The sequence below is a fragment of the Desulfovibrio sp. SGI.230 genome (assembly GCF_050313065.1).
Lineage (GTDB): Bacteria > Desulfobacterota > Desulfovibrionia > Desulfovibrionales > Desulfovibrionaceae > Desulfovibrio.
In genome coordinates, this window is record NZ_JBNPKS010000003.1 from 55118 (window position 1) to 73581 (window position 18464).

At 61.1% G+C, this 18464-nt stretch carries 14 protein-coding genes, 4 tRNA genes and 1 CRISPR repeat array (1 of these 19 cut by a window edge); of the genes, 16 read left to right on the top strand and 2 right to left on the bottom strand.

All coding sequences use genetic code 11. The features are described from left to right. Positions 1-1578: a CRISPR direct-repeat array (repeat unit 32 nt; unit sequence GTCGCACCCCACGCGGGTGCGTGGATTGAAAC) (it extends 207 nt beyond the left edge of the window). 215 nt (positions 1579-1793) lie between these two features. Together ACQRAG_RS04085 and ACQRAG_RS04090 are read right to left on the bottom strand one after the other, a co-directional pair. Beyond that, a tRNA-Thr gene (locus tag ACQRAG_RS04085) sits at positions 1794-1869 on the bottom strand. 117 nt (positions 1870-1986) lie between these two features. Further along, positions 1987-3774, bottom strand: coding sequence for a 3'-5' exonuclease (locus ACQRAG_RS04090; protein WP_303876857.1), 1788 nt, complete (start codon positions 3772-3774; stop codon positions 1987-1989). Positions 3775-4141: 367 nt separating this feature from the next. Here ACQRAG_RS04090 and ACQRAG_RS04095 point away from each other — a divergent pair, with 367 nt between their 5' ends. The 16 genes from ACQRAG_RS04095 (at position 4142) to rpoB (ending at position 18354) form a co-directional block, all read left to right on the top strand. Then, positions 4142-4579, top strand: a complete 438-nt coding sequence (locus tag ACQRAG_RS04095) for a MarR family winged helix-turn-helix transcriptional regulator (RefSeq protein WP_302261277.1) — start codon at positions 4142-4144, stop codon at positions 4577-4579. A gap of 48 nt (positions 4580-4627) precedes the next feature. Beyond that, positions 4628-6064, top strand: a complete 1437-nt coding sequence (locus tag ACQRAG_RS04100) for a sodium:solute symporter family protein (protein ID WP_303740045.1) — start codon at positions 4628-4630, stop codon at positions 6062-6064. Between the two features lie 353 nt (positions 6065-6417). After that, positions 6418-6822: a hypothetical protein gene (locus ACQRAG_RS04105; RefSeq protein ID WP_300646350.1), complete on the top strand. Its 405-nt coding sequence runs from the start codon at positions 6418-6420 to the stop codon at positions 6820-6822. 2 nt (positions 6823-6824) lie between these two features. After that, positions 6825-8093: a PqqD family peptide modification chaperone gene (locus tag ACQRAG_RS04110; protein WP_427803632.1), complete on the top strand. Its 1269-nt coding sequence runs from the start codon at positions 6825-6827 to the stop codon at positions 8091-8093. A 258-nt stretch (positions 8094-8351) separates the two neighbouring features. Continuing rightward, positions 8352-8437, top strand: a tRNA-Tyr gene (locus ACQRAG_RS04115). Positions 8438-8582: 145 nt separating this feature from the next. Next, positions 8583-8658, top strand: a tRNA-Gly gene (locus tag ACQRAG_RS04120). Positions 8659-8831: 173 nt separating this feature from the next. Then, positions 8832-10025 carry an elongation factor Tu gene (gene tuf, locus ACQRAG_RS04125; RefSeq protein ID WP_297138364.1) on the top strand — a complete coding sequence of 398 codons (1194 nt, stop codon included), beginning with the start codon at positions 8832-8834 and terminating at the stop codon, positions 10023-10025. Between the two features lie 4 nt (positions 10026-10029). Next, positions 10030-10179, top strand: a complete 150-nt coding sequence (gene rpmG, locus ACQRAG_RS04130; protein ID WP_072334080.1) for a 50S ribosomal protein L33 — start codon at positions 10030-10032, stop codon at positions 10177-10179. A gap of 45 nt (positions 10180-10224) precedes the next feature. Then, a tRNA-Trp gene (locus tag ACQRAG_RS04135) sits at positions 10225-10301 on the top strand. A gap of 23 nt (positions 10302-10324) precedes the next feature. Further along, the gene (gene secE, locus ACQRAG_RS04140; protein ID WP_006003620.1) at positions 10325-10561 is read left to right on the top strand and encodes a preprotein translocase subunit SecE; all 237 of its coding nucleotides are present in this window, start codon (positions 10325-10327) and stop codon (positions 10559-10561) included. 8 nt (positions 10562-10569) lie between these two features. Then, positions 10570-11145: a transcription termination/antitermination protein NusG gene (gene nusG, locus ACQRAG_RS04145; RefSeq protein WP_006003618.1), complete on the top strand. Its 576-nt coding sequence runs from the start codon at positions 10570-10572 to the stop codon at positions 11143-11145. A gap of 50 nt (positions 11146-11195) precedes the next feature. Next, positions 11196-11618, top strand: coding sequence for a 50S ribosomal protein L11 (rplK, locus tag ACQRAG_RS04150; RefSeq protein ID WP_006003616.1), 423 nt, complete (start codon positions 11196-11198; stop codon positions 11616-11618). Between the two features lie 109 nt (positions 11619-11727). Further along, entirely contained in the window at positions 11728-12435 is a 708-nt protein-coding gene (rplA, locus tag ACQRAG_RS04155) for a 50S ribosomal protein L1 (RefSeq protein ID WP_040368907.1), read from the top strand. 187 nt (positions 12436-12622) lie between these two features. Continuing rightward, a complete protein-coding gene (gene rplJ, locus ACQRAG_RS04160; protein WP_006003612.1) occupies positions 12623-13147 on the top strand; it encodes a 50S ribosomal protein L10 in 525 nt (174 codons plus the stop codon). 59 nt (positions 13148-13206) lie between these two features. Further along, entirely contained in the window at positions 13207-13593 is a 387-nt protein-coding gene (gene rplL, locus ACQRAG_RS04165; RefSeq protein ID WP_006003610.1) for a 50S ribosomal protein L7/L12, read from the top strand. Between the two features lie 624 nt (positions 13594-14217). Continuing rightward, positions 14218-18354 (top strand): DNA-directed RNA polymerase subunit beta, encoded by a 4137-nt coding sequence (gene rpoB / locus ACQRAG_RS04170; protein WP_300646347.1) that lies wholly within the window; start codon positions 14218-14220, stop codon positions 18352-18354. The last annotated feature ends 110 nt before the right edge of the window (positions 18355-18464 follow it).

The window sequence follows — 18464 nt, forward strand, 5'->3', positions numbered from 1 at the left end:
CGCACCCCACGCGGGTGCGTGGATTGAAACCTCATCGGTCAGGATGCGCGGCTTGCGGTTCGGGTCGCACCCCACGCGGGTGCGTGGATTGAAACTAGCTATGATCGAGAACGAACCCTGCCGCATCTGCGGGTCGCACCCCACGCGGGTGCGTGGATTGAAACGGTGGTCATGGACAAGGCTGACACGCCGCTGACCGAGTCGCACCCCACGCGGGTGCGTGGATTGAAACTTCCACCTGCCGAGATCGAGAGCGCCCGTGCAACGGTCGCACCCCACGCGGGTGCGTGGATTGAAACGATGCCAATGCGGTTTGCGATGCGCCCCCGGTATCGTCGCACCCCACGCGGGTGCGTGGATTGAAACGCGTCTACCAGCTCGTACATGGAGCAGGCGACGCGGGTCGCACCCCACGCGGGTGCGTGGATTGAAACTCATAAGCTGCTGTCTCAAAAAATCGAGACGGTTTGTCGCACCCCACGCGGGTGCGTGGATTGAAACGATTTCCGCCTGTATCTGTGCAAACGTCGCCATTGCGTCGCACCCCACGCGGGTGCGTGGATTGAAACAGCCAGTGGCGGAACAGAAAGGCAGCTCCCGTCACGTCGCACCCCACGCGGGTGCGTGGATTGAAACCGTGCGCTCGACCTTGTTACCGTCGCTGCCGGTGAAAGTCGCACCCCACGCGGGTGCGTGGATTGAAACTTCAGCAGGCATTTGCAGATGCGTCGCCAGCTTGGGTCGCACCCCACGCGGGTGCGTGGATTGAAACCGAACATCGGGGACATGACACAGATAGAGGGGAGGTCGCACCCCACGCGGGTGCGTGGATTGAAACACAGTATTGGGCATTCCATCCGTGGGCGAAGGCCACGTCGCACCCCACGCGGGTGCGTGGATTGAAACATCATCAGGCATGTCGGAAGCGTCAGCAATGTAGCCGGTCGCACCCCACGCGGGTGCGTGGATTGAAACCGATACCTGGGCGGAAGAATATCGCAAAAATCCCAAGTCGCACCCCACGCGGGTGCGTGGATTGAAACCGGCCAGGCCGCTATCGTTACTGCCCGCGTCAGCATGTCGCACCCCACGCGGGTGCGTGGATTGAAACGTGCGATTTGACCCCTGCTGGATCGCTCAAGCTAAGTCGCACCCCACGCGGGTGCGTGGATTGAAACCGTTTGGGAGCAACCACCGGCAAACGTCCTCTACCGTCGCACCCCACGCGGGTGCGTGGATTGAAACCATCTCTTTTTTCGTCTGTGAGAAAGACAGCGACTTGTCGCACCCCACGCGGGTGCGTGGATTGAAACACGACCTTGGCCCACGTCTCAGGCTCCAGCATCTTGTCGCACCCCACGCGGGTGCGTGGATTGAAACCGCCTGAAATTTTGGGAGCCCTACGGACTTGGCGTCGCACCCCACGCGGGTGCGTGGATTGAAACAATTTCAACCCCGGAATCATCTGCGGCCAAGTTGAGTCGCACCCCACGCGGGTGCGTGGATTGAAACTGGATCACGGTCCAGTCGGTGTCAGCAGCGCCTTGTCGCACCCCACGCGGGTGCGTGGATTGAAACTACCTGCCCGGCTCCGGCGGGAAAAGATGCACCGATCGCACCCCTCACAGGTGCGTGATTGAAATGGGGAGGCTCGAGCGCAGTTGCAAGCCCGCATGTCATGACGCTCCGTTGCGGATACATGACTTGAAGCTCCCTGCAAAAAAGTACCCGAAAGCTGGCCTAAAACAAAAAAGCCCTCACGGAGTTTTCCGTAAGGGCTTTTTGCTTTTTCCTGGAGCTGGTGAAGGGACTTGAACCCATAACCTGCAGATTACAAATCAGCTGCTCTACCGATTGAGCCACACCAGCATCTCTCCTCTTTTAGATGAATCCTGACCGCTTGGCAAGGGCTTTCGCACAGGGGGCTTTTCACCGGCCGGCTCTCCTGCCTCAGCATATGAAGGACAGCGGACGGCTCTCAAGCGCCTACCGCTCTGCCGCTGTCAGCACGGGGACGAGCCCTTCCCGGCCGCAAATAGCCAGCGTCAGATGCTCCCGGGCGCGCGTCATTCCTACATAAGCCAGACGCCGCTGGCGGGGCTTCTCCGGCTGGAGGCGATCCATGCCCAGCAGGAAGACATGGGAAAAATCCAGACCTTTGGCGCTGTGGATGGTGGAGATGCAGACGCTGTCCGTGGTGATGTCGAAATAGCGCTTGCTGGTCGTATCCCGGGCCACCCAGCGGGCCATGACGCCCCGGGCCTCCACCGCTTCCAGCAGGCTTTCCGGCAGGCTGGACGCCAGCCCTTCCATGCGGGAATGAGCGTAGAGGATCGCTATCTCGCTCATGGGTACGCCCTCCCGCACCAGAGTGGCCACGGCATCCGCCACGTCGCGCACCAGCAAAGGCGCATCGGCGCTTTGCAGCCAGCAGGGAGGCTCACCTTCCGCGCCTGCCAGATCCGGCACGGGCTCACCTTCCGGCAGCAGGCACAAGGCCATCCGGGCGATGGCCCGTGTGTTGCGGTACTGGCGTTGCAGACGGCGCAACCGCAGACCGGCGATGCCCATTTTCTCCCAGCCGCTGTCTTCCGGCTGGTACAGGCATTGCTGTTCATCCTGGGCCACGGTCAGCACCCCATGCGGCGGCAGCAGGGCCAGCAGGACGTGCGCCATCTCCGGGGAAAAATCCTGCCCCTCATCGACCAGGATGGCATCCCAGTGCCCTTTGAGCGGATGCTCCCCTTGCAGGCGCTCCTGTGCCTCCTGCACGATGATGTTGTAATACTCGCTCTCCTCGGCATGGGTCAGCGGTTCGCCCAGGATACGTTCGCAAACACTGTAAAACGGCACCACCTCCACCCCGTCCGGGCCAAGGCTGGCGCCCTTGCGGGCCAGCAAGCGGCGAATGTAGCCCACCAGCGACAGATTGAAGCAGGTCACCAGCACACGGCGGATCTTTTTGTCCACCCGCGGCAGGTTCCAGGCCTGATGCGCCAGGATGAGCGTCTTGCCGCTGCCGGACGGCCCGATGATGAGCTGTTTCCCGGCGCCCATGCCGCGTGCCAGATTTTCCTGGTCGCGGTCCAGAGCGCGGATGGTCTCGTCCTGGGCCGAGGCATGCGTCCCGCCGCGTACGGGCAGTTCCAGCCGCACCACGGGGAAGATCCGGGCCCGCAGCCAGTCGATCTGGGAACCCGAGAGCTGGAAGGGGAACAGGGGCGGGAAATGCTCCGCGAGCCAGCACGCGAAACTGCGGCCCGAGGCATCCCGCCGCAGCGGGGACTCCTCGTGCAGTTCATCCCAGAAGATGATCCGCCCCTCCTCCATGACCTCGCCCAGACCGGCCGCCCGGAATTCCTCACGGCTGATGTGCGGCAACACCGCCCCGCCGGTGACGGGACAGGGCAGCAAAGGCTTGCCGTCCGCCATGCGGGGCGCGTGCTTGTTCAACAGGGTGAGCAGGCTGCCCACATATTCCCGTGCCTGGGCCAAAGGCTGCTTGCGCCGTTCCTCCCGGCCGTTGACCGACAGGAGCACGCTTTTGCCGTCCACTTCCAGCAGCTGGTCGATGAGCCAGTCCTTGACCTCCAGCACCACCAGGCCGCAATCGGGCGACAGCAGGATGAAGTCCGGCTCGCGCTCTTCGATGTCCGGCGCGTACCAGCACAGGAATTTGCCGTCCGGCCGGGCCGTACGTTGCAGAAAACTGTACGTTGCTTCTTCGCCGGTCGTCAGGAACGACGTCACATCAGCAGGAAACATGGTCGCCATGGCAGGGGCCCTCCCCCTACATGATATACATGACGAACCTTTTCCCGCAATCCTTGCAAGCGAGGATGATCCTGCCCTGCGCAGGACAGGTCCCGGATACGGGCAACAGACGGCGCAGCCACTCCGGCAAAAAAGACAGGCTTGTCCGGCTCAGCGTCGTGTGGCGGGAACCGCAATGCGGACAGGGAAACACAGGCCTGTTCCTATCCATGAGGACCTCCTTTTTTGCCTGTTATCCCGCTTGTCCGCTCCATAAAATGGAAAAGAAAAGATGCATTCCATCGGGCAGCTCTGACGGCTGCCCTTCTTCCATTGACATTAGTTCGCCCACGAACTAAAAACGCCCGAATTCCTGCACGGAGGCCCCATGCCTGCCACCTCACCTGATGACATCATCGACCTGCTCTCCCGTATCCGGGAACGGGCCAACCAGCATATCTGCGACGAACTTGCCCGGCGCGGCATCACCGATCTGCTGCCCGCCCACGGGGCCGTGCTCCATGCCCTGTTCGAGGAATCCCCCCAGCCCATGAGCACGCTGGCCCGGCGCATAGGCCGCAAAAAAAACACGGTCACGGGCCTGGTGGATACCCTGCAGGAGCGCGGCTACTGCCGGCGCCGTCCCTCGCCGCAGGACGCCCGGGTGCAGCTCGTGTCCCTGAGCGACAGGGGCGAGGCCCTGCGCCATGTCCAGACGGACATCTCCACGGCACTGCACCGCAGGCTCTGGCAGGACGTCCCGCCCGCGGATCAGGCCGCCTGCATGGCTGTTCTGGACAGCCTCCTGCGCAATCTGGCCCGCTGATCCTCTGTCCCCAACGCCCCGCCACTTTCAGCCATTCGCGGAATCCCCATGCTCAAGACCGCTTCCCTTATCGGGCTCGTCCTCTATTTTGCCATCCTGTTGCTGGTCGTCCTCAAGGAAAAAAAGAACAGCGACGTGGAAGACTATTTTTTTGCCGGGCGCAGCCTGCCGTTCTGGGCCCTGTCCATCACCTTCATCGCCTCATGGTGGGGCGGGGGCTCGGCCCTGTCCACGGCGGATCTGGCCTTTGCCGACGGCATGGGGGCCTTCTGGTACTACGGCGTGCCCGTGCTGGTGGCCACCCTGCTCATGGGCCTGGGGGCACGGGCCATCCGCAGCGTGGGCTATCTGACCCAGGGGGCTATGATGGAGGCCCGCTATTCCCGTCCCGTGGCGCGGCTGCTGGCGCTGATGATCCTGTTTTTCATGCTGTTCTCCGCTGCCTCGCAGATGGTGGCCGTAGGGGACTTTTTCGGGACCTTCCTCGGCATGGGCTATGAGGGCGGCGTGCTGGCCGGGACGCTCATCGTGCTGGTCTATTCCATGTTCGGGGGCTTTCGCGGCGTGGTGCTCACGGACATCATCCAGTTCGTGCTGCTGCTCCTGTCCGCCCTGGCCGTCTTCGTGGTGGCCATGCAGGAATGCGGCGGCCTGGGCCCCATCGCCGAGGCGGCGGCCCGCAGCGGCAGGCCGGAATTCATGAGCCTGACCGCAGGCGCCCCCAAATACCTGATGTACGTCATCACCTTCGGCTGCTCGTGGATGATCCAGGCCAATGTCTGGCAGCGCATCTCGGCCACACGCGACACGCGGGACGCCCGGCGCATGACGGTCATGAGCTTCTTCGTCTACATCCCGCTGTACCTGATCGTGGTCCTTACCGGCATGGCGGGCATCGTCCTGTTCGATACCCTGCCCAAGGGCGGCGTGGTCACCGCCCTGGTGGAAAGCTCCATGTCGCCCCTGCTGGCGGCGGTGGTCTTCGTGGGCATCTCGGCGGCCATCATGTCCACCATGGACTCCCTCATCAACACCGGCGCCATGACCCTGGTCATGGACCTGCTCCCCGGCAGCTACGACGAAAAGACCCGCTTGCGCCTGTCCCGGCTGGCCACGCTGGTCATCGTGGCCGTGGGCATCCTCATCTCCCTGCGCATCCGTTCCATCTTCGAGATCACCTGGATAGCCTCGGACATCATCACCACCGGCGTGTTCGTACCGCTTGTCCTGGCCTTTTTCTGGCGGCGCGGCACCAGCAGGGGCGCCCTGTGCTCCATGCTCTGCGGCCTGGCCTACTGCCTGTACAATCTGGCCATCTTCCTGGGGATGCCCTTGCCCGCCTTCTGGGAGCAGCAGTCGGCCCTGCAGGTGATCCTGGGCGTCTGCCTCTCCCTGCTGGTCTTTACCGTGACCAGCCTGCTGGATGAGCCGGAATACCACAAGGCCGACGCCTTTCTGGCCCGGACCCGGCAACAGGCCTGCTGACGGCATGCCGCCCCGTGCCGTGACGCGCCTGCCGGGGACGCAGTCCGCAGCGGGGCCACCGCGACATGTCCGGCACCCCACCGGCAGCGGCACATGGAAGCAGACCGGAAGGATGCCCTGCAAAGCCGCATCCTGTGGTGGACGATGCCCTGCCGAAAAAAACGTCGGTACAGGGCGTACGGCCATGCCACGCCCTGACGCTTTGCTCATGCCTGACGCAGCAGACTGGCTCCGTCAGACTTGCGGACGCCCCTTGGCAAGGCCCCGCTTTGCTGGCACAATCTCCGACAGGCCGTTTTTCGTCTGCTATTCAGGATACTTTTACCTGACCCGCTCCCGGGCAGGAGGGCATTATGAAGACAGAATCGTCCGCCCCTTCCGAAGACAGCCTCCGCAACAAGCGCCGTTCCTTCCTGGCCGGTCTGGTCGCCACGGGCCTGCTCTATGCCACGCCGGTCCTGCTCTGCGTCAATGAAGCCGAGGCCCACTCCCGGCCCTCGCACCGGCGGCGCAGACGTTCTTCCCACGGCAGCCATTATTCCCGGCGCAGCCGCTACTCCAGACGCAGCCGCCGCAGCCGTCCCTCGCGTCGCCATTCCCGCCCCTCCCGCAACTATGATTACCGTGACCGTTATGACGACCGTTACGACGGTCGCTACGACGGCCGCTATAATGAAGGCTGGCATCGTGAGGCCGGGGATCGCCTGCGTGACACGTTCAATGACGCCCTGGGGGGCTTCCGGCCGGATCGCTACTAGGCATGGCGCACCAGGACGTCTTTTTTGCCGGTGTGCCGGGAGCCGTGCGACTGCATGACTGCCAAGGCCTGCTGCCCGCGCTGGATGCTTTTTTCCGGCTCTGGCCGTACGCCCCGCAACCAGCAGGGCTCCCGTCCATCTCCGGGACGCTGCCATCCGGCCTGCACGAAACTGCGCCCCTGCTGGCCATCACTCCACAGGGGCGCGGCTATCGCCTGCGCTCTCCCTGGCTGCCCGCTCCCCGCTACGAACCCTCCCGGGCCTGCCTGCTGTGCAGCCTGGCCATCGAGCTGGTGGCCGCCTGCTGCCATGCCTGCCCCCACCTGATCTCCCTCCATGCCGCGGCCGTGTGCCTGCATGGGCGCACCCTGCTTTTCTGCGGCGACAACCGCGCCGGGAAGAGCACGCTGGTCACCCGTCTCATGGCCGATGCAGCCCGGGGGCTCGGTGACGACCTGCTGGGCCTCCACCGGGGAAAAATCTTTTCCTTCGGCGTAGCTCCCCGCCTGCGCCTGCCCCCGCCCTCTTCCCCTGCTCTGAAACGCTTCATGAACGAGCGTCCGGGCATACGTGATCGCCATTATGGCTATCTGGCTCCCTCCCCGGACGATCTGGCGCCCTGGGGCGAACGCCACGCCCCGGATGCCGTGATCCTGCTGGAACGCACGCCCGGCAGCCGGGCCGTTCTTCTGCCCGCCTCTGCCGCCACCGGCATGGACAACGTGCTGGCCCGTTTCCTGATCCCCGATGGCGGTGCACCGGAGGTCCTCAGGCTGGGCTCGCAACTGCTGGATGCCCAGCCCTGCCGCATCCTCCGCTATGATGACCTGGATGAAGCCGCAGAGCTCCTCGCACGGCAGGCGCCCTTGCTGCCCCCGGCTGCGCCCCTGCCCGCGGATTTTCCTCCCGTGCCGGATTCTTCTGCCTCTTGTGCTCGTCCCTCAGCCGGTCGGCCTTCCGCAGCCGAGCCCCCCGGCGACGCGGGGGACAGCAGGACACTGTGGCAGCAACGCCCGGGCCTGAGTTGCCGGCAGGCAGGACAAAGCATCTTCCTCACGGACAGCCACGGTAACCACATCTTCCGTCTCGATGGCACCGGAGCCGTGGTCTGGCAGCTGCTTTCCGCTCCCCTTTCACGTGACGAGGCTCTTTCCCTGCTGGCCGAGACCTTCCCTGACGTCCCCAAAACACGCATCCGGCACGAGCTGAAACAACTTTTTCAGGCCCTTTTTGAAGCCCTCTTGATCGAAAAAGCCCATAAAAGCCCCTGAAGCAAGGAAAACGGGCTTTTTAGGCATATCAATAACATATTGTTTTTATTTATTTTTTATTTTTTAACGAAAAAAAATCGAAAAAATGCAAAAAAGTGCTTGCCAAAGGGGCCGGTTTTCCGTAAACACATCCTTGCTGCTGACGAATGCCTCACGAAAGCGAAAGCCGAACGGGGCAGCAGGGCACCGGAAGCAAAGCCGGACAAGCCCACGCCAGACTGAAAATCTTGCAAGCCAACATCGCTTGCAACTCAGAGTGGAGGGGTTCCCGAGTGGCCAAAGGGAACAGACTGTAAATCTGTCGTCGTAAGACTTCGGTGGTTCAAATCCACCCCCCTCCACCACTTCTGAATAAGAAGTGTGGCACATGCTAACAACTGCCTTGGCTGTAGGAGACAGGTAGACTGTCGGGAACTACGGTGCAGTACCGGGCCATGCCGAAACCCGGGGGTCAGTTCGCTGACCTGCAAAACAACGCGCATCGAGGATGCGGGAATAGCTCAACGGCTAGAGCATCAGCCTTCCAAGCTGAGGGTTGCGGGTTCGAATCCCGTTTCCCGCTCCATTCCTGCATTTTTCCCTTCCAGTCATCCTTTTTCCTGTCAAAGCACGTTCCCTGGGCAACAACACAGGGACTTATGCGGGCAGTGGCAAGAAACCGGGAGCAGGCGTTCGAAACCATGCTCAAGGTTGAAAGTACAGTAACCGCAACAAATTTTATCCTCAGGGAGACGTACAATGGGCAAGGAAAAATACGAACGCAAAAAGCCCCACGTTAACATTGGTACCATCGGCCACATCGACCATGGTAAGACCACTCTGACCGCCGCCATCACCAAGATCGCCGGTCTGAAGGGCTCCGGTAGCTTCATTTCCTACGACGAAATCGACAAGGCTCCCGAAGAAAAGGAACGTGGTATCACCATCGCCACCGCCCACGTGGAATACGAAACCGAAAAGCGTCACTACGCTCACGTGGACTGCCCCGGCCACGCTGACTACATCAAGAACATGATCACCGGTGCTGCCCAGATGGACGGCGGTATCCTGGTGGTGGCCGCCACCGACGGTCCCATGCCTCAGACTCGTGAGCACATCCTGCTCGCCCGTCAGGTCGGCGTGCCCCAGCTGGTCGTGTTCCTGAACAAGTGCGACCTGGTGGACGACGAAGAACTGCTGGAACTGGTGGAACTGGAAGTGCGCGAACTGCTGTCTTCCTATGACTTCCCCGGCGACGACGTGCCCGTTATCCGTGGTTCCGCTCTGAAGGCTCTGGAATGCGACGATCCCGACGCTCCTGAAGCCAAGTGCATCATCGAACTGCTGCAGGCTTGCGACGACTTCATCCCCGATCCCGAGCGCGACATCGACAAGCCCTTCCTGATGCCCATCGAAGACGTGTTCTCCATCTCCGGCCGCGGTACCGTGGTGACCGGTCGTGTGGAACGCGGCATCATCAAGGTCGGCGACGTGGTGGAAATCGTGGGTATCAAGCCCACCGCCCAGACCACCTGCACCGGCGTGGAAATGTTCCGCAAGCTGCTGGATCAGGGCGAAGCTGGTGACAACATCGGTGTGCTGCTGCGCGGCACCAAGCGTGACGAAGTGGAACGCGGCCAGGTGCTCGCTGCTCCCAAGTCCATCACGCCCCACAAGAAGTTCAAGGCTGAAGTGTACGTCCTGTCCAAGGAAGAAGGTGGCCGTCACACCCCGTTCTTCTCCGGCTATCGTCCTCAGTTCTACTTCCGTACCACCGACATCACCGGTGTGATCAACCTGCCCGAAGGTGTGGAAATGGTCATGCCTGGCGATAACAGCCAGTTCCTGGTGGAACTGATCGCCCCCATCGCCATGGAAGCCGGTCTGCGCTTCGCCATCCGTGAAGGTGGCCGTACCGTGGGCTCCGGCGTGGTGACCGAAATCATCGAGTAGTACCATGAGAGTGAATATCATCCTTGCCTGCACTGAGTGCAAGCGTCGCAACTACAGCACCCGGAAGAACAAGAAGAACACCACCGGGCGTCTGGAAATGAAAAAATATTGTCCCTGGGACAAGAAGCACACGCTTCACAGAGAAACCAGGTAACAATACTTCCGCAGGGGGGAGCACCCCTCCCCCCTGACGGTACGCAGGGCAGTAGCTCTAACGGCTAGAGCGGCGGTCTCCAAAACCGCAAGTTGGGGGTTCGAATCCCTCCTGCCCTGCCATTTTTTATCTTGTGGGAAGCACCATGGTAAAGAAATCCGCGCAAGCCGACTCCAAGACCGAACAGACCCCCAACCCCATCTCCCGCCTGGCGCAATATATCGAAGATTCTCGCGGCGAACTGCGTAAGGTTACGTGGCCTACGCTCAAGGAAACGCGCAAAGCGACGTTTGCGGTTCTGGGCTTTGTTGCCGTCATGGCGATCGTGCTTGGCCTCGTGGATCTGGGGCTTTCGGCCATCATCAAGAGTATCCTCTCCTGAAGGCACATATGAACACTCCCGTTATCGACGAGAACTCCGAACTGGGGAAGAAGTCTCGCTGGTACATCGTGCACACCTACTCCGGTTTCGAGCAGCGCGTGCAGAAGACCATTAAGGCGATGATGGATTCCGGCGAGGACAATGGCCTCATCCAGGAAGTGGTCGTGCCTACCGAAAAGGTCATCGAACCTTCCAAGAACGGCTCGCAGCCTCGCACCAGTACCCGCAAATTCTACCCCGGCTATGTGATGATCCGCATGATTATGACGGATCTTTCCTGCCATCTGGTGCAGTCCATCCCCAAGGTCACCGGTTTTGTGGGGGGTAAGAACCGCCCCACTCCCATGAGCGAAAGCGACGCCGCGCGCATCCTCTCGCTGATGGAAAGTCGCCAGGAGACCCCCCGGCCCAAGTTCAACTTCGAACGCGGCGACGACGTTCGGGTTATCGAGGGCCCCTTCGAGGGCTTCAATGGCGTCGTGGACGATGTCAACTACGAAAAGGGCAAGCTGCGCGTATCCGTTTCCATCTTCGGAAGACAAACCCCGGTGGAACTGGATTTCGTGCAGGTTTCCAAGGGCTAGCATCGGAGCAGCGCCGCAGGGCGCTGTTCCAGTCATAAGGATAGAACATCATGGCCAAAAAAGAAGTTGCCAAAATCAAACTGCAGATTCCGGCCGGCGCCGCCAACCCCTCCCCGCCGGTGGGTCCCGCCCTGGGTCAGCATGGCCTGAACATCATGGGCTTCTGCAAGGAATTCAATGCCCGCACCCAGGACCAGAAGGGCATGATCATCCCTGTGGTCATCACGGTCTACGCTGACCGCTCCTTCACCTTCATCACCAAGACCCCCCCGGCCGCGGTGCTGATCATGAAGGCCGCCAAGATCGAAAAGGGCTCCGGTGAACCCAACCGTAACAAGGTTGGCAGCCTGACCATGGCCCAGGTGGAAGAAATCGCCAAGCTGAAGCTGCCCGATCTCAACGCCGCCACCCTTGAGTCCGCTGTGAAGTCCATCGCCGGCACCGCCCGCAGCATGGGCATCGAAATCAAGTAGGGACCGGTTTACCGGATGACGGCAGCCTGGCTGCCCCTCGTTGATCAATTGTACTGCCAGACCTGGAGCAGTCCATGTGTGGCAGGAGATAAAACGAAAGGATAAAGACATGCCCAAGCATGGCAAAAATTTTCGCAAAGCTCTCGAAGGCGTGAACCTGCAGGAACGCCTGAGCGTTGAAGACGCTGTGAGCAAATCCCTGGGCGCTTCCTTCGCCAAGTTCGACGAAACCGTCGACGTGGCCATCCGCCTGGGTGTTGACCCCAAGTACTCCGACCAGATGGTGCGCGGCGCTGTGACCCTGCCTCACGGCCTGGGCAAGACCGTTCGCGTGGCCGTTTTCTGTAAGGGTGAAAAGCAGGCCGAAGCCACCGCCGCCGGCGCCGACTTCGTGGGTGCTGAAGACCTGGTGGCCAAGGTCAAGGAAGGCTGGCTGGACTTCGACGCCGCCGTCGCCACCCCTGACGTCATGGCTCTGGTGGGCCAGATCGGCCGTCTGCTCGGCCCCCGCGGCCTGATGCCCAACGCCAAGACCGGTTCCGTTACCTTCGACGTGACCAAGGCCGTCAACGAACTGAAGGCCGGTCGCGTGGACTTCAAGGTCGACAAGGCCGGTGTTCTGCACGCTCCTCTGGGCAAGGTTTCCTTCGGTCCCGAAAAGATCCTGGGCAACCTCAAGGCCCTGCTGGAAACCGTGAATCGTCTGAAGCCCTCCGGCGCCAAGGGCACCTACATGCTCTCCATGGCTGTGTCCACCACCATGGGCCCCGGCTTCAAGATCGATATGTCCCAGGTGAAAAAATTCCTGGAAGGCTAAGCCCATTTTTTAGTTGACATCGTGCGGGGATTGCAGTAATAGCAATCCCCGCATTTGAATTTACTGGCTAAGGCAAGGGAATTCGAGTCGAAGACGGCAGGCAGGCCGCAAGGCCTTTAATCCACCTGTCCAGACTTATCTTTGGCTCGGCATTCCACCCGGCAACCCCGAACGTGAGAGGTATCACGTGACCAGGTCTGAAAAAGCAGCCGTCATTGAAGCGATCAAAGCGAATGCCGATCGTGCTTCTTTTGCGGTGCTGACCGAGTTCAAGGGCATGACGGTGGAAGAGCTGACGAACCTCCGTGTGAACCTGCGCAAGGCTGGCGGCGAATTCTACGTCGTCAAGAACACGTTGGCCCGTATCGCTTTTACCGGTGGCACGCATGACGTTGTCAAGGACAAGTTCCACGACAACAGCGCCATTGCCCTTGGTTTCGATGACCCCGTGGCGGTGGCCAAGGCGTTGAGTGATTTTGCTAAGCAGAGCAAGCTGTTCCAGCTGCGCTGCGGCAGCCTGGAAGGCAAGGAAATGTCTGCCGAACAGGTTGAAGCCCTGGCCAAGCTGCCGTCCAAGGAACAGCTCCTTGGTCAGCTGCTCGGCACCATGAACGCCGTGCCCACCAATTTTGTTTCGCTGTTCGCCAACGTTCTCCGCGGCCTGCTCTATGCGCTTAAGGCCATCGAAGAAAAGAAGGGCGAAGCCGCCTAAGGCTTTCGCAGCAAGAAAAGCAATCAACCAAATTTTAGCCAAAGAGCTAGGAGTTTACCATGTCCGTGACCAAAGAACAGGTTGTTGAGTTCATCTCCAACATGACCGTCCTGGAACTGTCCGAATTCATCAAGGAACTGGAAGAAAAGTTCGGCGTGTCCGCTGCCGCTCCCGCCGCTGCCATGGTGATGGCCGCCCCCGCTGACGGTGGCGCCGCTGCCGCTGCCGAAGAAAAGACCGAATTCGACGTTATCCTGAAGGAAGCTGGCGCCAACAAGATCGGCGTCATCAAGGTCGTGCGCGCTCTGACCAGCCTGGGCCTGAAGGAAGCCAAGGAAAAGGTCGACGGCTGCCCCTCCACCCTGAAGGAAGGCGTGAGCAAGGAAGAAGCCGAAGAAGCCAAGAAGCAGCTGACCGAAGCCGGCGCTGTTGTCGAAGTGAAGTAAGTTCGGTTTTTCCGATCTTTTTGAAGGCGGGGTGCAAACCCCGCCTTTTTTATTGCCTGCCCACAGTCGGCCGGTATCTTGCGGGTTCCCTTTTGTGTCTTTTTGATGCAGCCTGCTTTTTTTCATTGACGCTCCGTCTTTTTCCATACAAAAAAGACGGAGTTTCTTTTTTTCGGCGTTGCCCCGGCGGCACAGGCATGGTAGATACTGCCCAGGCTGCTAACGGCAGCCGCCCTCCCTCGCCCCTCTCCCTTCCGGGGCGCTTCCGGGCTGCGGAAAAAGTGCTTGCAAAAACCATGCTTTTGCGGTATGTCTCTTCGTTCCAAAACTGTTGTGGGAGAAGTATCTGGTTTTTCTGGTAGATAACGCCCGACGCGCATAGCCTTTTCTTTCAAGACAAGCGGCCTAACCCCTGCCGGCAACGCGGGGAAGTGTCGTTTGTCCTTTTTGCGCGTTGTGAAAACCGGATCCCACTGAGAGATATAGATTGTACGCTTCGGATCGCGGCATGACTGGCGTTTTGGCAGTCTGTCCACAGCGGTCTGCACGGGCAGAATGCCGACCGGACGTTCCGGTGCAACGCCGGCAGCCGAAGCGCAACCGCTACCTACCTTGAGGTATCGCATGGGCCAGCTTACCAAACAGTTCGGCAAAATCAACGTTACTCTCCCCATTCCGCACCTCCTCAATCTTCAGATCGACTCCTACAGCAAGTTCCTGCAGGAAGGCGTTGCCGAAGCCGATCGAAATAAGGAGGAAGGTCTGGAAGGCGTGTTCCACACCGTCTTCCCCATCGAAGATTTCAACAAGACCGCCAGCCTGGAATTCGTCAGCTACGAAATCCGCGAGCCCAAGTACGACCAGGCCGAGTGCATCTCCAAGGGCCTGACCTACGAAGCCCCGGTGCACATCAAGGTGCGCCTGGTGGTCTATGACACCGATGAAGCCACGGGCAACCGCACCATCCGCGACATCAAGGAACAGGGCATCTACTTTGGCACCCTGCCCCTGATGACGGAAAAGGGCACGTTCATCATCAACGGCACCGAGCGCGTCATCGTCAACCAGCTGCAGCGTTCTCCCGGCATCATCTTTGAACACGACGGCGGCAAGACCCACACCAGCCGCAAGGTGCTCTACTCCTGCCGAGTCATCCCCATGCGTGGCTCCTGGCTGGACTTCGACTTCGACCACAAGGACATCCTGTATGTCCGCATCGACCGTCGCCGCAAGATGCCCGCCACCATCCTGTTCAAGGCCATGGGCATGAGCAAGATGGACATCCTGGAGTACTTCTACACCCGCGAGCACTACCTGCTGAAGCCGCACAACACCCTGATGTGGGAAGTGGAAAAGTCCCTGTACCGCAAGGACAACGCCTACTCCGACATCGCCACCGAAGACGGCACCGTGCTCATCAAGGCCGGCAAGCCCATCACCAAGCGTGGCTGGCGTCAGGTCTGTGAAGCGGGCATCAAGGCCATCGAAGTGCGTCCCGACACCCTGGACGGCATGTTCCTGGCCGAAGACGTCATCGCTCCCGGCAGTGGCGAAGTTCTGGCCGAAGCCGCCGACGAGATCACTCCCGGCCTGCTGGAGCGCATGCGCGAAGCTGGCATCGAGCGTATCGCCGTGCTGCACACCAAGGGCACCGACACCTCTTCCTCCATCCGCGACACCCTGATGCAGGACCGCATCCCCGATCAGGAAAAGGCTCAGGAAGAGATCTACCGTCGTCTGCGTCCTTCCAGCCCGCCGACCGCCGAGATCGCCGCCAGCTTCTTCGACAACCTGTTCCGCAGCCCGGATTACTATGACCTGTCGCCGGTGGGCCGCTACAAGCTCAACCAGCGCCTGGGCCTGCCCGACACCGAAGATTCCCGTACCCTGACCGACAACGACATCCTCACCGCCATCAAGGTGCTGGTGCAGTTGAAGGACAGCCACGGTCCGGCCGACGATATCGACCATCTGGGCAATCGCCGCGTGCGCCTGGTGGGCGAGCTGGTGGAGAACCAGTACCGCATCGGTCTGGTGCGCATGGAGCGCGCCATCAAGGAACGCATGAGCATCCAGGAAATCTCCACGCTCATGCCCCACGACCTGATCAATCCCAAGCCTGTGGCCGCGGTGCTCAAGGAGTTCTTCGGTACTTCCCAGCTGTCGCAGTTCATGGACCAGACCAACTCCCTGTCCGAAGTGACCCACAAGCGCCGTCTGTCGGCCCTGGGCCCCGGCGGTCTGACCCGTGAGCGTGCCGGCTTCGAAGTGCGCGACGTGCACACCTCCCACTATGGCCGCATCTGCCCCATCGAAACGCCCGAAGGTCCCAACATCGGTCTGATCGTGTCGCTGACCACCTTCGCCAAGGTCAACGACTTCGGTTTCATCGAGACCCCGTACCGCGTGGTGCGCAATGGCCGCATGACTGACGAGATCGTGCATCTGGACGCTTCCCGCGAAGGCGACCAGGTGGTGGCCCAGGCCAACGCCCGCGTGGACGCCGACGGCAACTTCCTGGACGAGTTCGTGACCGTGCGCGTCAAGGGCGAAGTGGAAATGCGCTCCCGTGACGAGGTGACCCTCATGGACATCTCGCCCAGCCAGATGGTCTCCATCTCGGCCGCGCTCATCCCCTTCCTGGAACACGACGACGCCAACCGCGCCCTCATGGGTTCCAACATGCAGCGCCAGGCCGTGCCGCTGCTGCGCAGCGAAAAGCCCCTGGTGGGCACCGGCATGGAAATCGACGTGGCCCGCGACTCCGGCGCCTGCATCGTGGCCCAGGCCGACGGCAAGGTGGAATACGCCGACGCCGACCGCATCGTGGTCTCCTACGAAGGCGACCTGTACAAGAAACAGGGCGGCGTGCGCGCCTATGACCTGCTGAAGTTCCACAAGTCCAACCAGAACTCCTGCTTTGGTCAGAAGCCCACCTGCTACCCCGGTCAGGTGTTCAAGAAGGGCGAGATCCTCGCTGACGGTCCCGGCATCGACGAAGGCCAGCTGGCTCTGGGCAAGAACCTGGTGGTGGCCTTCATGCCCTGGTGCGGTTACAACTACGAAGACTCCATCCTCATTTCCGAACGTACCGTGAAAGAGGACATCTTCACCTCCATCCACATCGAAGAATTCGAAGTGGTGGCCCGCGACACCAAGCTCGGACCCGAAGAGATCACCCGCGACATCCCCAACGTCAGCGAAGACATGCTGCGCAACCTGGACGACAGCGGCATCATCCGCATCGGCGCGGCCGTGAAGCCTGACGACATCCTGGTCGGCAAGATCACCCCCAAGGGCGAGACCCAGCTGACCCCGGAAGAAAAGCTGTTGCGCGCCATCTTCGGCGAGAAGGCCCGCGACGTGAAGAATACCTCCCTCAAGGTGCCCCCGGGAGTGGAAGGTACGGTCATCGACGTCAAGGTGTTCAACCGTCGTTCCGGTGAAAAGGACGATCGCACCCTGGCCATCGAGGCCCACGACACCGCCGTGCTGGATCAGAAGGAATCCGATCACATGCGCGCTCTGGGCAACCGCACCCGCGAAGTGCTGGCCCCCCATGTGCTGGGCAAGCTGACCGCCGTCAGCGTCCCCGGCAACAAGAAGGGCGAAGTGCTGGTGGAAGCCGGTGTCGCCCTGACCCGCGAGCAGCTGGACGCCATCCCGGTGAAGAAGCTGCAGGGCCTGTTCGAGAGCAAGGAAGTCAACGACATCGTGGCCGACCAGCTCAAGGACTACGACCATCAGGTGGATTACCTGCACGCCATCTATGACTCCAAGCGCGAGAAGGTCACCGAAGGGGACGATCTGCCTCCCGGCGTCATCAAGATGGTCAAGGTCCACATCGCCATCAAGCGTAAGCTCTCGGTGGGCGACAAGATGGCCGGCCGTCACGGTAACAAGGGTGTGGTCTCCTGCATCCTGCCCGAAGAAGACATGCCCTTCTTCGCCGACGGTCGCCCCGTGGACATCGTGCTCAACCCCCTGGGCGTGCCTTCGCGAATGAACATCGGCCAGATCATGGAAACCCACCTGGGCTGGGGCGCCAAGGAACTTGGCCGCCAGCTGGCCGAACTGCTGGATTCCGGCGCGGCCCTGCAGGTGGTGCGTGACGAGGTCAAGGACGTCTTCGATTCCCCGGCCATCAGCGAGCTGGTGGACAAGATGGATGACGAAGAGTTCATCGCCTCGGTCAAGAAGCTGCGCAACGGCATCGTGACCAAGACCCCGGTCTTCGACGGCGCCACCGAAGAAGAGATCTGGGGCTGGATGGAAAAGGCCGGCAAGGACAGCGACGGCAAGACCATCCTGTACGACGGCCGTACCGGCGTGCCCTTCAAGAACCGCGTGACCACCGGTGTCATGTACATCCTGAAGCTGCACCACCTGGTCGACGAAAAGATCCACGCCCGCTCCACCGGCCCCTACAGCCTGGTCACCCAGCAGCCGCTGGGCGGTAAGGCGCAGTTCGGTGGCCAGCGTCTGGGTGAAATGGAAGTCTGGGCTCTGGAAGCCTACGGCGCCGCCTATCTCCTGCAGGAATTCCTCACCGTCAAGTCCGACGACGTGACCGGACGCGTGAAGATGTACGAGAAGATCGTCAAGGGCGACAACTTCCTGGAAGCCGGTCTGCCCGAATCCTTCAACGTTCTGGTCAAGGAACTCATGAGCCTGGGCCTCGACGTGACCCTGCATCAGGAAGACGGCAAGAAAAAGCCCAAGCGTATCGGCTTCATGCGCGACCAGGAACCCGAGGAATAATTCATGGATGCGCCGGGCATCACGCCACCGCGCGGTGCCCGGCAGCGCCATTCCCCGGGACGGAGCGTCAACCATACGCCACAACGACTGTAACGAGCTTTTGACAAGCA

What these genes read in the sequence shown, in the direction of transcription:
- ACQRAG_RS04090 (WP_303876857.1), bottom strand. Translation starts at nt 3,774, where the DNA reads ATGGCGACCATGTTTCCTGCTGATGTGACGTCGTTCCTGACGACCGGC.
- ACQRAG_RS04095 (WP_302261277.1), top strand. Translation starts at nt 4,142, where the DNA reads ATGCCTGCCACCTCACCTGATGACATCATCGACCTGCTCTCCCGTATC.
- ACQRAG_RS04100 (WP_303740045.1), top strand. Translation starts at nt 4,628, where the DNA reads ATGCTCAAGACCGCTTCCCTTATCGGGCTCGTCCTCTATTTTGCCATC.
- ACQRAG_RS04105 (WP_300646350.1), top strand. Translation starts at nt 6,418, where the DNA reads ATGAAGACAGAATCGTCCGCCCCTTCCGAAGACAGCCTCCGCAACAAG.
- ACQRAG_RS04110 (WP_427803632.1), top strand. Translation starts at nt 6,825, where the DNA reads ATGGCGCACCAGGACGTCTTTTTTGCCGGTGTGCCGGGAGCCGTGCGA.
- tuf (WP_297138364.1), top strand. Translation starts at nt 8,832, where the DNA reads ATGGGCAAGGAAAAATACGAACGCAAAAAGCCCCACGTTAACATTGGT.
- rpmG (WP_072334080.1), top strand. Translation starts at nt 10,030, where the DNA reads ATGAGAGTGAATATCATCCTTGCCTGCACTGAGTGCAAGCGTCGCAAC.
- secE (WP_006003620.1), top strand. Translation starts at nt 10,325, where the DNA reads ATGGTAAAGAAATCCGCGCAAGCCGACTCCAAGACCGAACAGACCCCC.
- nusG (WP_006003618.1), top strand. Translation starts at nt 10,570, where the DNA reads ATGAACACTCCCGTTATCGACGAGAACTCCGAACTGGGGAAGAAGTCT.
- rplK (WP_006003616.1), top strand. Translation starts at nt 11,196, where the DNA reads ATGGCCAAAAAAGAAGTTGCCAAAATCAAACTGCAGATTCCGGCCGGC.
- rplA (WP_040368907.1), top strand. Translation starts at nt 11,728, where the DNA reads ATGCCCAAGCATGGCAAAAATTTTCGCAAAGCTCTCGAAGGCGTGAAC.
- rplL (WP_006003610.1), top strand. Translation starts at nt 13,207, where the DNA reads ATGTCCGTGACCAAAGAACAGGTTGTTGAGTTCATCTCCAACATGACC.
- rpoB (WP_300646347.1), top strand. Translation starts at nt 14,218, where the DNA reads ATGGGCCAGCTTACCAAACAGTTCGGCAAAATCAACGTTACTCTCCCC.